At 43.2% G+C, this 14,493-nt stretch carries 13 protein-coding genes and 1 tRNA gene; 2 read left to right on the top strand and 12 right to left on the bottom strand.

Annotated elements, in window-relative coordinates; genetic code table 11:
* Nucleotides 1-404 precede the first annotated feature (404 nt).
* Together lepA and ACSYSK_RS04460 are read right to left on the bottom strand one after the other, a co-directional pair.
* On the bottom strand, nucleotides 405-2,234 hold the full coding sequence (gene lepA, locus ACSYSK_RS04465) for a translation elongation factor 4 (RefSeq protein WP_491715703.1): 1,830 nt from the start codon (nucleotides 2,232-2,234) through the stop codon (nucleotides 405-407).
* Between the two features lie 927 nt (nucleotides 2,235-3,161).
* A complete protein-coding gene (locus ACSYSK_RS04460; RefSeq protein ID WP_491715702.1) occupies nucleotides 3,162-3,365 on the bottom strand; it encodes a hypothetical protein in 204 nt (67 codons plus the stop codon).
* A gap of 190 nt (nucleotides 3,366-3,555) precedes the next feature.
* Here ACSYSK_RS04460 and ACSYSK_RS04455 point away from each other — a divergent pair, with 190 nt between their 5' ends.
* Nucleotides 3,556-4,455, top strand: a complete 900-nt coding sequence (locus ACSYSK_RS04455) for an Ltp family lipoprotein (RefSeq protein ID WP_491715701.1) — start codon at nucleotides 3,556-3,558, stop codon at nucleotides 4,453-4,455.
* 615 nt (nucleotides 4,456-5,070) lie between these two features.
* Nucleotides 5,071-5,144, top strand: a tRNA-Arg gene (locus tag ACSYSK_RS04450).
* Nucleotides 5,145-5,267: 123 nt separating this feature from the next.
* Here ACSYSK_RS04450 and recD2 read toward each other — a convergent pair.
* From recD2 to dapF, 10 genes are all read right to left on the bottom strand, one after another.
* Nucleotides 5,268-7,631, bottom strand: coding sequence for an SF1B family DNA helicase RecD2 (recD2, locus tag ACSYSK_RS04445; RefSeq protein ID WP_491715700.1), 2,364 nt, complete (start codon nucleotides 7,629-7,631; stop codon nucleotides 5,268-5,270).
* Nucleotides 7,632-7,640: 9 nt separating this feature from the next.
* Nucleotides 7,641-8,291, bottom strand: coding sequence for a tetratricopeptide repeat protein (locus tag ACSYSK_RS04440; RefSeq protein ID WP_491715699.1), 651 nt, complete (start codon nucleotides 8,289-8,291; stop codon nucleotides 7,641-7,643).
* A 10-nt stretch (nucleotides 8,292-8,301) separates the two neighbouring features.
* Nucleotides 8,302-8,955: a histidine phosphatase family protein gene (locus ACSYSK_RS04435; protein WP_491715698.1), complete on the bottom strand. Its 654-nt coding sequence runs from the start codon at nucleotides 8,953-8,955 to the stop codon at nucleotides 8,302-8,304.
* Between the two features lie 194 nt (nucleotides 8,956-9,149).
* On the bottom strand, nucleotides 9,150-10,271 hold the full coding sequence (mnmA, locus tag ACSYSK_RS04430; protein WP_491715697.1) for a tRNA 2-thiouridine(34) synthase MnmA: 1,122 nt from the start codon (nucleotides 10,269-10,271) through the stop codon (nucleotides 9,150-9,152).
* Nucleotides 10,272-10,370: 99 nt separating this feature from the next.
* Nucleotides 10,371-10,712 (bottom strand): cysteine desulfurase, encoded by a 342-nt coding sequence (locus ACSYSK_RS04425; RefSeq protein WP_491715696.1) that lies wholly within the window; start codon nucleotides 10,710-10,712, stop codon nucleotides 10,371-10,373.
* Nucleotides 10,712-11,800, bottom strand: coding sequence for a cysteine desulfurase family protein (locus ACSYSK_RS04420; RefSeq protein ID WP_491715860.1), 1,089 nt, complete (start codon nucleotides 11,798-11,800; stop codon nucleotides 10,712-10,714). Before ACSYSK_RS04420 ends, ACSYSK_RS04425 begins: the two co-directional genes overlap by 1 nt.
* 70 nt (nucleotides 11,801-11,870) lie before the next feature.
* A complete protein-coding gene (locus tag ACSYSK_RS04415; protein WP_491715695.1) occupies nucleotides 11,871-12,554 on the bottom strand; it encodes a 5'-methylthioadenosine/adenosylhomocysteine nucleosidase in 684 nt (227 codons plus the stop codon).
* A 12-nt stretch (nucleotides 12,555-12,566) separates the two neighbouring features.
* Nucleotides 12,567-12,818, bottom strand: coding sequence for a hypothetical protein (locus ACSYSK_RS04410; RefSeq protein WP_491715694.1), 252 nt, complete (start codon nucleotides 12,816-12,818; stop codon nucleotides 12,567-12,569).
* A gap of 4 nt (nucleotides 12,819-12,822) precedes the next feature.
* Nucleotides 12,823-13,359 carry an NUDIX hydrolase gene (locus ACSYSK_RS04405; RefSeq protein ID WP_491715693.1) on the bottom strand — a complete coding sequence of 179 codons (537 nt, stop codon included), beginning with the start codon at nucleotides 13,357-13,359 and terminating at the stop codon, nucleotides 12,823-12,825.
* Between the two features lie 14 nt (nucleotides 13,360-13,373).
* Complete coding sequence (dapF, locus tag ACSYSK_RS04400; RefSeq protein WP_491715692.1) at nucleotides 13,374-14,360, bottom strand: diaminopimelate epimerase; 987 nt, start codon at nucleotides 14,358-14,360, stop codon at nucleotides 13,374-13,376.
* Nucleotides 14,361-14,493: the final 133 nt, after the last annotated feature.

Below are 14,493 nucleotides of genomic sequence, written 5' to 3'. Positions count from 1 at the left end.
AAAAGGAGTTGGGACAAAAAGCGCTTAGCAGTCGAGCACTAGCCTAGTTTCAAAGTAAAACCCGAACTTGGTTTTTATTTTGAAACGTAGCTAGGCGCAAACTGCTGCTTTTTGGAGCACGATCAATCTATTACTTACGGAAAATAAAAAAGGGATTGGGACAAAATGCGATTTTGTCCCAATCCCTTTTTTGAAGACACAAAAAAATCCTGTCACAGCAAGCGACAGGAAGAACAGAATATGTGCATAGCCACTAAAGTAGCAAAATATGTGATAAATAATAAAATCATAAATGGAATGTTACTCTAATGCTTGGCTACATCTTAAGTTTATACTAAAACTTTTAAAAAATCTATAACAAAATTATTACAATCGAGTAACATTATTCATGACCGGCAATCAGACTACTTTGCCTCGTCTTCTGACTGTAATACCGCCATAAATGCCTCTTGCGGAATTTGCACAGTCCCGACGGCCTTCATCCGTTTTTTACCCCGTTTTTGTTTTTCCAGCAGTTTCGCCCTTCTATCCGGATCGCCCGTATGGATCCGAGAAGTAACGTCTTTGCGGTAGGCCTTGATATTCGTCCGTGCAATGATCTTGGCACCGATCGCAGCTTGGATCGGAATTTCAAAATTTTGCCGGGGAATGATCTTTTTCAGTTTACCCGTAATGATCCGGGCCCGTTCCTGAGCAAATTGCCGGTGTGAGATAAAACTTAACGCATCGACTTTATCGCCGTTTAATAAAATATCGATCTTAACTAAATCACTAGGTTGCTTTTGGCTAAACTCGTAATCCAAAGAAGCATAGCCGTGAGTACTAGACTTTAATTTGTCAAAAAAGTCGTAGATAATTTCGGCTAATGGCATTTGATAGATCACATTGACCCGGGTTTCATCCAAATAGTCCATCGTAACAAACTGGCCTCTTTTGCGCTGGCAGAGTTCCATCACCGGCCCAACATAACTGTTAGGCACCATGATCTCCGCTTTGACAAAGGGCTCATTGATCTGTTTGATCTGCGCCACTTCGGGCATTTCCGCCGGGTTGGCTACCTGTAATGTACTGCCATCCGTTAACTCGACGTCGTAAGTAACCGCCGGCGCCGTCGTTATCAGATCCATGTTAAACTCACGCTCTAATCGTTCTTGGATCACGTCCATGTGCAGTAATCCTAAAAAGCCACAGCGAAAGCCGAATCCCAGAGCCTGTGAAGTTTCCGGCTCAAACTCTAACGCCGCATCGTTTAAGCGCAGTTTTTCCAAATCATCGCGCAAATCGTTATACTTCGCGTTATCCGTCGGATATAGCCCAGCATAAACCATCGGGTGCATTTCCCGGTAACCAGCCAATGGGTGCGCGGCCGGTGCATTAGCATGCGTCACTGTATCACCAACACGGGTATCTTGAATATTTTTAATGCTGGCAGTCAAATAACCCACATCACCGGCGATCAAGACTTCTTTTTTGACCGGTTTAGGCGAATTGACCCCAACTTCTGTCACTTCATATTCACCCTTGCTGTTCATTAACCGAATCCGTTCCCCGGGTTTCACGGTCCCTTGAACCACCCGGATACTCAAAACGACCCCCCGGTAATCATCGTAAACTGAGTCAAAAATCAGTGCCTGCAATGGTGCCTGCAGATTACCAGTTGGCGCGGGCACCTGTGTGACGATCTGTTCTAAAATTTCCGGAACACCTTGCCCCGTTTTAGCGGAGGTCAACACCGCGTCCGTCGCGTCTAATCCGATCACATCTTCGATTTCAGTCCGCACTTGCTCGGGCTGCGCGCTGGGTAAATCGATCTTGTTGATCACGGGTAAAATTTCTAAGTCGTCGTCTAACGCCAAATAAACATTTGCTAGAGTCTGTGCCTCAATTCCCTGAGCCGCATCCACGACTAATAGCGCACCTTCGCAAGCCGCCAAGGAACGCGAAACTTCATAGGAAAAATCGACGTGGCCGGGAGTATCGATCAAATGAAAAATGTAGCATTCACCGTCTTTAGCGGTATAATGCAATTCAACCGCATTTAATTTGATCGTGATCCCCCGCTCGCGTTCCAGGTCCATCGAATCCAACAACTGGTCTTTCATCTCACGCGGCGAAACCGTGTCCGTTAATTCCAAAATGCGATCAGCTAACGTTGATTTACCATGATCAATATGAGCCACAATCGAGAAATTTCGAATGTGCTTTTGCCGTTCAACCATTTCTTTTTCATCCATCGCAAAACTTCCTGCTTTCTTTGCCCTATTCGAACCTTAATTATAACTTTATTTCCGCACTTATCATAGTAAAGACTACCAAACTAACGCTTTAAAATAAATAATTAGCGCTAGTTCCCCAGCTTTACCGAGTAAACCAGTTTTTTTTGACTTTTATCCCTTTTTCTTAGATAATACTGGTGTACATCAGTTATGTAGCATGTAACACAGACGCGGCGAAAAACGCGTCTTTTTTTGCTGGTTACTTAAAAATAGTAGCCTAAAAATTGCTCGTTTTAGAAAATTTTCCGTCCCGGTTAAAATAATCAATCATTATTAGTATACAATTTTTATCATCCTTTTTCGAGTAGGCATTATCAGCTACTCTTAACTGTCTTTTCCTACTTGAAGAAAATAGTTATTAGACAAATCACAAGCACCAGGGCCGAACAAGTGTAAATTATCCCCTTTTTGTACTTACTTTTCATCAACTATCGCTCCCTTTAATGACACTCAACACATATGTAATACCCCCCTAACTCAATAAAGATTGAAATAATGTACTGTAACTACCCTTCTTGTGTTCTTTTTCTATATAATAAGCATCTCTATAAAATTAATATTTTTAACTAATTATTCAGTAGTAGCTAATTTTAAGGACTTCCATTAATTTCCCTTCTTAAGTCAGAAAAAAATTCTATGAATATCCAGCATTATTACCTACTACATAATATTAACTATCACCTTAATTGACGTTTATCAGCAACTAATTGATTATCTGTACTAAAATCTTTCTTCATTACTAAATTTACTAATATGATATTATATATAATTTTATTGCTATTTACCACCTAATTATTATATAATAAAAATACTAAATTATTAAAATTATAACAATAATAAATAATTAATTGCTGTCCAAATACTGATGACTTTAAAAGCTGAAAGTTAAGGAGAAGTTGTTATAAAAGCTAATTTAATAAATCCAACAACTAACCAATTAAAGAAAGTCAAAGTTATATTTTCGTGGACCACATTTTTCTTTGGATTCATTCCCGCTTTATTTAGAGGAGACTGGAAATGGTTTTTCATTATTGCTCTTGCTGAAATTGTCTTTGGCATGTTCACTTTTGGGATCGGTGCTTCAATCATCAGAATTGCCTTTTCATTCTTTTACAACAAAGTTTACATCAATTATTTATTAGCTAAAGGCTGGGAGGGAGCCGACCAATCAGCCCAAGATATTCTCGTATTAAAGGGCTTTACGGCTAAACAATAAAAATTAGTTAGCTGTTTTGCAAAGACAAAATTTAAACAAATAAATTAATATAAAGGACCTATTATGAAAAAGAATAAACTCATTTTTCTATCAATTTTAATCAGCAGCACCCTACTATTTGGCTGTTCTAACAAGCAAAATAAAAATGAAGTGTCGCTTTATAAAACGAAAATAACTGACGTAAAAGAAAATAGTGATCATGACTGGCAACTAAAAGGCAAGACTAATGCTCCGGATGGTGCAAAAATATTAGTTATACCAGCTAATCCTTCAATTTCAAACTATTATGATAATAGTGGTGCATCAAAAGACGACGATTCATGGGCTGAAGTCAAAAACAAAAAATTTACCGTTGTAGTAGATTCCGTAGAATTGTCTGATAAGTATACCGCAGGAACTAAAGTAAAAACAATCATCTTTGCGGCAACTAACTATAAGCACAAATGGACTGATTCAGAAATATCAACAAAATTAGCTAAAAAAGCCAAAAAAGTTCTCAATCCTATAATTCTAACTATATCTCAAGAACAAGCAGATTATATAGCAAGTTTAGCTGATGATTCAAAACAATCTAGTGCAAGTTCCAGTTCTAATTCCGGTTCAAGTTCTAACTCTAGTACAGACACTGATTTACCAAAGAAACAACCAAAAATACCTAGGGACTATAAAAATGCCCTAATAGCAGCGGAAGAATATCAAGAAACTAATGGTACTATGAGTTACAATGGGCTTTACGAGCAATTAACCAGCGCTGATGGTGAAGGATTTTCTCCTGATGCAGCAAACTACGCAATGCAACATATCGACATTGACTACAATCAAAATGCCTTAAAATGCGCCAAGGACTACGAAGAAAATGAGCATATGAGTACTGCTGAATTACAAGATCAGTTAACTAATGCTGATGGCGAAGGATTTACGGCCGAGCAAGCACAATATGCTATTCAACATTTAACTGATTAATAATCATCAAAAAGCTATCCATATTACTAAATACAAGATGACTTCTCAACTAAAGTCATCTTTTTTACTACCATTGGTACTGAAATAATTCTTACACCGCCTAATATTTTAAACTATCTCAGTATCGAAATTTAGTTGGTACAATTTAATTCCAGTTGATTTTCTTCAACTTAATTGGAGCACGAAGGAGCCTAATATTTTTTCTTGTGTTTAAATTTAAATTTACGAATAGTTTCTTTTTTCATATTTTTAAACGAAACATCTACTACAATGAGTATAGCAAACAGAGGAGGTTTTCCCTCGTTGCCTCTAGTCTTTGAACAAGTCTAGGATTGCAATTAACGTTTGGATAATGAACAATGTTATTGAAATCTTTTAACCCTTGCTTAAAGGTCCTTTTTAATACGTTTCGTTTTTCTCACCTCTTTACATTTATTATTACAGTACATAAATTATGCAAAACAAAGACTTTTGCTAGAAAATTTAAAAAGATGTCCAAAATAAAAACTTAAACAAAGTGCTATAAATCAACGCTTATTAGTATAGAAGCTGAATAGATTTAAAATATTTTATTTGACATATCTTAGTAAAATATATTAAAATTATATTATTGCTGGTTCGGTAGCTCAGCTGGATAGAGCATCCGCCTTCTAAGCGGATTGTCGAGAGTTCGAATCTCTCCCGAATCATTTAAAAAAGTTCTATATTAACAGGTGTTGACGACGAAAAATCAACGCTTGTTTTTTTTGTGTGCCAATTTAAATTTGAGTATAAAAAGCAATATGCTTCTCCGCGTTACAATAAACAGTTCTTCACCCCATAAAATCTGCCGGCGTCATATTCTCCATTCCAATCAACGGGTCAATTTGTTGGGATGCGATCATCTCTGTAGTCAGTATATACGAAGCGGGCTCCTCAGCGATTTCGTTTACTGCTGTGCTCTCATCACCTGCCGGTTTTACAGCACCCAGTTGTTCTTGCAGGCACTCTTTAAGCGTCGTTAGCCGTAAATGTGACACGGTCGTTACACTTTTTTGAAAAGCAGAAAATTCGCCCAGCAAGACTAATTTAGTCTGAGCCCGCGTGATCGCAGTATATAACAAATTACGGGCGAACATCCGGGCAAACTGCTGCACTAATGGCAAGATCACCACCGGAAATTCGCCGCCCTGTGCCTTATGGATCGACAAACAGTACGCTAATGTCAGATTATTCCATTCCTTTTTAGGATAGCTAACTTCATTTTGTTCAAACGCAACCGTGAGCTCCGTTGGCTGTTCCTCTTCTTTTGCAGTACCGATCCCCACTACTGTACCAATATCGCCGTTAAAAATATTTTTCTCCGGGTCATTAACTAGCTGCAAGACCCGGTCGCCAATCCGAAAAATTTGTCCTTTGACTTGCACAGATTTTTGGCGGTCATGGACCGGATTTAACACACTTTGCAGCGCCTGATTTAAGCGGTCGATCCCCGCAACTCCCCGGTACATTGGCGCTAATACCTGAATTTGTGCGGGTAAAATTCCTTTTCTCAACGCCCCCTGAACGATCTGTAAGACCACGGAAGCTACCTGATTGGCATGACACGGAATAAACGAGCGGTCGCTTTTACGAGTCGCAAAATCAGCCGGTAATTCACCGTTTTTCACGTGATGGGCGAGCGTGATGATTGAAGAATCCTGTTCTTGCCGGTAAATTTTCGTCAGTTCTTTTTGCGGCAGGACTCCGCTTTGTAACATATCGGCAAATACCTGCCCCGGTCCTACCGACGGCAACTGGTGGCGGTCACCGACAAAAATCACGTGCATTTTGACCGGAATACTTTTAAGCAATAATTTCATCAACTCGGTATCGACCATCGAAGTTTCGTCCACGATCAGCAACTTGCCGGTCAACTCATCCACCTCGGCCGGCAACTGTTCGTCGCGCCCGTTAATTCCCAATAAATGATGGAGGGTACTAGCCGGTAATCCCGTAGTCTCACTCATTCTTTTAGCCGCCCGCCCCGTCGGCGCAGCTAACAAGATATCTTGCTGGTGTTCGTCTTGACGCTCGTCTTCATGCCACAAATTGTAAAGAGCAATAATTCCCCTGATGATGGTCGTTTTACCCGTACCGGGCCCACCGGTCAGTAAAAATAGCGGGGTAGCTAACGCAGCCATCAGCGCATTTTTTTGTTCGGTATCATATTTGATTTGCAACTGGTCTTCAATTTCACGTAGATCTTGTTCTAAATCCCGCTCGCTAGGCCCAGACATTGGAGTTTCTAAGATGCGCTTTAACTCGTAGGCAATATCTTTTTCCGCAAAATAAAAGCGCGGTAAATAAATTTTATCTTGCTCTTGTACCACTTTTTTTTGCGTCACTAACTGTTTTAACTGCTCGGTGATCCGTTCTGGCGTTACCGTATTTTGTGCTAAAAGCCCCGCAACTTGCGCCATTAGATTGGCCTTCAGCAGGTAAGTATTTCCCTGCTCGTAAGAATTCACCGTTAGTACCTGAAAAATTGCCCCCTGGATCCGTTCCTTAGCATCAGCCGCAAAGCCTAAACTCGCGGCGATTTGGTCCGCTCGCGCAAAACTGATCCCTTTGATATAAATGGACAGACTGTACGGATTTTCGTGGATCACGTCCAACGTTTTTTCCTGAAAATAGTCGTAGATCCGGGCCGCAAGCGTGCTAGAAAAACCTAGAGTATTTAAACCGATGATGATTGCTTCCGTACCCTGGTCTTCTTGCAACGCCGCAATCAATGTCTTAGCTTGGCGCTGTGACAGGTCTAATTGGTCGACTAGACTGTGGTCTTGTAATAATAACTGAATACAGTCAGTGCCTAACACGTCAACGATATGCTGCGCGGTTTTCTGCCCGATCCCCGGAAATTTAGAGCCAGCTAAATAAGAAATGATGCCCTTCTCAGAAGATGGCAGTTCGGTGCGGTAGTTGTCGGCCTGAAATTGGACACCATACTTAGGATGATCGATCAACTTACCGCTAAAATGGTAACTAGTATCTTCTTTGATTTCGGCAAAATTTCCCGTCACAGTCACCGTTTCTTCGGGCCAATCGCAATTTTGACTCTCAATTTTGACCAGTAACACCTTGTAAAAATTACTACTGGACTGGAAAAAAAGTTGAATGACCTGTCCGTTAATATACTCATCTTCTTGGTGCACGACTATTCCTCACTTCTTTTTGGACTGTAATACCTTGACGATTTCTTGCAAGCGTTCCTGTTTTTGCGCAAAATACTGCGGATCAAGTTTTGCGACTTTAGCAAAATAAGGATTCTGCCCTTCTTTTTTAGTCAGTTCGATAACTCCCCGCTGAAAATTAGCCCGTTTATCATCCGGGGCTAACCGCAAAGCCTCGTCGTAATATTTCTGCGCATTCTGCAGGTCTCCCGTCGCTAAAAAACAATCTGCCAGTAAAATTTTCGCCGCAGGATCGGCCGTTTGCCGCTCGCTAGCGGTCAACGCGTAGACCATCGCCTGTTGGTATTTTTCCTGGGCGTATAACCCCTGGGCGATCATTAACAACGCATCGGCTTGCAGGTGCGAATCAGTGACTAACTGATATTGCTCGATTGCTTTTTCGTACAGACCAGCGGTGTAATACACGTTGCCCAAACCATAATGCAGTAAATTTTGCTGCTCGATTTGACCGTCAAAAACATTCAGTCCCCGCTGAAATAACTCCTCGGCTTGGGGAATACTATTCATTTTTAGTAATAAACTGCCTAAATCATAATAATTCTTAGGATCATAGGGATCACGATCCAACGCAGCGATCGCTTGACCAACTAATTTTTGGGCTTTAACTTCCTCTTTTTTCATGATACCATTCCTAAACTAAATCACTGGGGTCAGTTTTGCGTGTTAAATAGTCCGTTTTATTCCAGGCTAAACACTCAAAATGATTACCGTCTACCGTTTTTAAAATTGTCGTACTCGTATTAGCTAGCCCACCTAGCGCCCTGATCTGAGCTAATTCGATTCCCTGTAAGTGCCTGATCTCCGCACACAACGCCGCTCCATGAGAAACGATCAGAATATTTTCTTGCGGGTATTTTTGACAGATCTCTTTGATCTTAGGCGTCATGCGGGCAAATAACTGTTGAAAAGTCTCACCGTTGATGCGCGTGGGGTCGTATTGTTCGGGATGGTACCTAAAACCAGTAACTTCTTTAGCGTACTTCTTTTCCACGACGGCAAACTTTTGTCCTTCCATTTTACCTAAGTCAAATTCGACGAAGGCCGGCTCAACCGTGATCGGTACGTCTTGGTCTAGTTGCTGCGCTATTTTTTGGGCCGTTACCTGCGTCCTTTTTAGCGGGCTAGTATAAATATGGACAAACTTAAACTGCTTTAAGTACTGCGCTAACTGCGTGATCTGCTCGTAGCTTTCCGGCAAAAGGGGTGAATCACCGTGCGCGCCCTGATAACGTCTTGCATTATTCCATTCGGTTTTTCCGTGTCTAATAAAAAATAGTTTAGTCATTTTCCGTCATTTCCTTTTATGTACTTGGGTTTAATTATCTCACAAAACTCCCAGTCGACAAAACCGTTCGTAAGTGCCTTTTAACCATTTTACCACAGTCAAAAAAGGAGTTGGGCCGAAATACTATCCATTTACCAGTATCAAAATAGGGACCGCAGCAAAATAAAGTCTTGCCCCGATCCCTATTAATAACTTTATACGTATTGCAATAAACGTTCCTGTTGGTAAGCGTGGTCGATCGTCCCGCTACCTAAACACTCTTCACCGTCATAAAAAACCACTTCCTGGCCCGGAGTGATTGCCCGTACCGGACGGTCGAAAGTAACGACCGCGTGCGTTTGCTCATCATTTATCACTACACTGACACCTTCGTCTTTTTGACGGTAGCGAAACTTAGCGGTGCAGTGAAACTCGTGTTCGGCTAACGGAGCAATAAAGTTCAACTTGCTGGCATCTAAGCTGGTCGCATACAAGCGCTCGTTATGGTACCCTTGCCCCACTAACAATTCGTTTTGCGCTAAATTTTTGCCGATCACAAACCACGGCTCGTTACTATGAGCGTTGCCACCGATCCCTAGGCCCCGACGTTGTCCGATCGTGTAGTTCATCAAACCGTAATGCTCACCCATCACTTGTCCATCAAGGGTGACCATTTTGCCCGGCTGTGCCGGTAAAAATTCGCCCAAAAACTGGCGAAAATTACGCTCACCGATAAAGCACACCCCGGTCGAATCTTTTTTAGTAGCCGTTGCTAACCCAGCCTCGGCCGCAATTTGGCGCACTTCCTTTTTTTGCATGCCGCCGATCGGAAACATCACTTTTTCCAATTGTTTTTGCGACAACTGACTTAAAAAGTACGTCTGATCCTTATTATCATCGGCACCACGCAACAGGTGTAAGGTGCCATCTTCGTCTTTAGCTAACTGCGCGTAATGCCCCATCGCGACGTAATCAGCGTCGATCTGTAAGGCATAATCCAAAAAAGCCTTAAACTTAACTTCTTTATTACACATCACATCGGGATTAGGCGTTCGCCCATTTTTGTATTCGTCCAAAAAATAGGTAAAGACCCGGTCCCAGTATTCTTTTTCAAAATTGACAGCATAATACGGGATCCCGATTTGTTCTGCCACTTTAGCTACGTCTTGGTAGTCTTGGGTCGCGGTACAAACACCGCTATCGGTCGTATCGTCCCAATTTTTCATAAAGACGCCGACCACGTCGTAGCCCTGTTTTTTTAGCAAGTAAGCACAAACTGACGAATCAACGCCGCCGCTCATGCCCACGACTACTCGAATTTGACTGTTATCTTTCATGTTACCCACCGTCGATCATTAAAATTACTGAATTATAGTCAATTCAGCAGTAATCAGTATAACAATGTTACTTACAAAAAACAAGTAAATCTATTATTGCTATTCCTGCACCAAGATCTCTCTTTCCTGCAGGTCAGCTAAGATATATTGCAACTGTTCTTTTTGCAGCGCCACGTCGCCCTTTTTAAAAATATTGACCGCCTGTAAACCATTGGCCGTCGTCGTCGCTATCTTTAATTTACGCGCCGTCAAATCGACCGTGATCTTTAGTTTCATTCCAACATTTGGTGCTGAATTCGGGTCCAAGTTACGTTCCAACTGATAACGCCCAGTTTTTTTAGCAATGAAACCCGCGTCTACTAAAGAATATTTTTTCACAGCGTCCGCTAGCCGGTACGTGTGCTGGTCTCCTACAATTTGTGCACTTTGTGCTAGTGCCATTACGCTTCCCCCTTAATGATCTTCGTCAAAATTTGAACAGTAGCCGCGATTTGAGCGCTGGTCGTTTGTGTGCCGAAACTAAAACGAAGCGATTCGTTGATCCGTGCGGAATCTTTACCATACATTGAACGCAAAACGTGCGACGGTTCTAGCGAACCCGCCGTACAAGCCGAGCCCGCCGAGGCAGCCACCCCGTTTAAGTCTAAATTAGTCAGTAACGCGTCACTTCGTTGCCCCTTAAACCATAAGTTGACGATCTCAGGTAACTCGCCTGCCATAAACGGCCCGTTGACCTGTACGGCAACACCATTTTGCTGCAAGCCCGTCACCAACTGCTGTTTTAATTGATAATAACGCTCCCGTAGCTCTTTTTTGCGGGCAGGAGTCAGTACTGATACCGCCGTCGCCATCCCGGCGATCCCCGCAATATTTTCGGTGCCGGCCCGTCTTTTTAACTCCTGTTGGCCCCCACGCAGTATGGGTTCATAGTTGACACCATCACGACAATATAAGAAGCCGACCATCTTAGGACCGTTAAATTTATGAGCAGAAACCGACAGCAAGTCGATCTGTGCGGCTTGAACATCTAAGTCCAATAAACCGTAAGCCTGGACCGCGTCGGTGTGAAACCACGCGTTAGAAGACTCGTGCACGAGCTGTCCGATCTCCGACAACGGCAAGCAAGTCCCGACTTCGTTATTACCGGCCATGATCGATACCAAAATCGTATCCGGACGCAATGCATTTTTTAAATCGGCTAGGTCGATTTGCCCCTGGTCGTCGACTGGCAGATAGGTCACCTCAAAACCGTGCTGCTCCAAAAACTTCATTGGTTCCAACACCGCGTCGTGTTCGATACTAGTAGTGATCAAATGACGGCCTTCACTTTGCCGGGCCAAAGCGGTCCCGATGATCGCGGTATTGTCACTTTCGGTCCCGCCACTGGTAAAAACGATCTCGCTATCCTGTGCGGCATTTAACGATTGCGCTAACAAATGCCTGCTTTGGTCTAGCAATTTACGCGCTTCACGTCCCTTAAAGTTAATAGCCGAAGCGTTACCAAAATCTTGGGATAAAACCGCCGTCATCTTAGCAGTAACTGCCTCAGCTACTGGGGTAGTTGCAGCGTTATCCAAATATATCACTTATAAGTCTCCTTTAACTTAACAGTTCCAAAATCATTTTAGCGGAACGCTTGCCCGCGTCGATGATAAATTCATCAAAGCTCTGACCGGCTTCTTCGTTGCCATTATCAGACATCGCCCGCACGATTGCAAACGGCACCTTAAACTGATAAGCAGTCTGTGCCACCGCAGCACCTTCCATTTCACAACACAGCGCCTGCGGGTAAATGGTCTTGATCCGTTTGATCTCGTTACTGTCAGCAACAAACTGGTCGCCCGACACGATCAATCCCGTTTTAACGGCTAAACCGGTTTTGGCGGCGGCCTGCTCGATCCGTTCTACTAACTCTTGGTCCGCGCTAAAGATCTGGGGTTGTTGGGGTAATTGTCCCTGTTCGTAACCAAACGCCGTGGCATCTGCGTCGTGATAAGCTGCTCCCGTCGAAACGATCAGTTCGCCCACTTGGATTCCTTCTCCGATCCCCCCAGCGGAACCAGAATTAATGACGGCATCCACCTTAAAATCGGCGATCAACAGGGCCGTAGTGATCGCAGCTTGAACCTTGCCGATCCCCGAGCGCACCAATACTACCGGGGTGTCGTAGATCGTTCCGGTATAAAAATCACTACCGCCGATCGTAGTTTGCTTTTGTCCTACCAATTTGGCCAGTAACGCCTTGATTTCTTCTTCCATCGCACAAATAATTCCGTATTTCACTTCAAACTCCCCTTATTTAAAATTAACAAAACGCATAAACAGGTAAACTAAGACGATCAGCACTACTAATACTAAGATCACCCTGTTCAACCGGTGCGCCAACCGTTGTCTTTTTTCTTCTTCACTACTCAACTTTTGTTGTTCTTGTGCTTGCATCCGCGATTCCGGCTGCTGCTCTTCTTTTTTTTCACTGGTAGCTAAGTGTTTAGGTAGCGGCCTATTAAAAAAAGTACTTCGTTTTTCTTTTGCCTGACTTCTTTTCATTACTTTACTCCATCGCTTGCCACAGTAATAGTGCAATCAGTGTTTTAGCGTCACAAATTTCCTTATTTTCCACGGCAAGTTGGACTTCAGCACGTGACAACTCCACGATCTCTAAAAATTCGCCTGGATCACGAGGTAATTTATTAGTCACCGGCTGTAACCCACTCGCGTGGTACAAGTACATCTTTTCGTCGGCAAAACCAGGAGACGAATAAAAGGACGTTAAAAACTCACAGTTTTGGGCCTGATAGCCCGTCTCTTCGTTTAACTCGCGGAGCGCCGTTTGTTCAGGAGCTTCGTTAGCTTCTATCTTCCCCGCAGGGATCTCCAGTGTCGTTTGCTGTAGCGGTGCTCTCCACTGGCGGACCAAAATGATTTTATCACTAGCCGTCAGTGCCACAACGCCCACCGCACCATGATGATGTACGATCTCACGGGTCGCCTGTTGTCCGTCAGGCAGTTGGACTTGAGCCACGTCCAACGTAATTACCTTCCCGGAAAAAATCCGTTTTTGCATCTTTACCTTTTCCGTAAAATCCATTTTCTTACCCCTGATCAATTACTTTTCTTTAGTGAAGCCACGAAACGTTGGTACGTTTTTTCTTCACCGGTTTCCTGCCAGTCACTGCGACTAAAATCACCTGTCAGCGCATCTTTTTGGGTCAGCTGAACGCGAGCCACTTGAGTAGCATTTCCGCCCAGCGTGATCCAATAGGTACCATCTGCGCGCTGGTGAACTTTAGTCCGTACCATGCCTCCCGGATTATAAACCGTCAATTGGCGTTCTAATCCCTTTTCCTGTAAGTATAATAACACATACATCAAGCTGCTGGCACTCATCGCAGTCCCACAGGCATTAGTCAGCCCGACACCTCGTTCGTAGGTGCGGACAAACAACTGATCGGTAGCTAAAATTTGCACAAAACTGACGTTGATCCCGTCTGGGAAAAAGTCGTTAGGAGAATTTAAGCGCTGAGCCAGTTCAACCAACAACGGGCCGTGCAGCGTTTTTTCATCCACGAAACTGATCAAATGCGGGTTAGGCACCGCGACCGCCGAAAAGCGTAAGTTTTCTGCCAGCTCAGGTACTGATTCGTTGAGCAACTCACTAGTACGCCCCGTCATTTGCAGCGCTTGGGGAGTAAAGCTGACCGGTGAAATTTCCGTTTCGTAACAAACCATTCCGGGAAATAGCTCAGCACAACGTTGCACGGTCAGTTCACTTTTCATTGTTTCGATCTGAAACGAAGCGTCAGCGGGAACCTGATTTTTAGCAGCAACGTAACGAGCAACCGTCCTAATACCATTGCCACACATGGCGGCTAGCGAACCATCGGCGTTAAAAATCGTCATTTTAGCCAGTGCCCGTTTTGCCGGGCTAACTAGTAATAATCCGTCGGCTCCACCGTGTAACCCGGTTTGACGGTCGCATAGTTTCACTGCTAACGCAGCTAGCTGTTCTGTGGGTAAGTCTGCTTCCAGCCAGTCACTATCTAACAAAAAGAAATCATTTCCCGAACCATGCACTTTTAGTAATTTCATCGTAACTTCTCCTTGTTTAAAATATTACTTTTATTTTAACAAACTGGCACACACTTAGTCTATTATTTACGGAAAACAATAGGGATCCGAAGCAAAATACTCATTTTGCCTCGGGTCCCCATGTATTATTTAC

Source organism: Ligilactobacillus sp. ESL1201 (genome assembly GCF_058503265.1).
The sequence above is the reverse complement of the archived record's forward strand: the minus strand, read 5'-3'. Positions and strand labels throughout refer to the sequence as shown.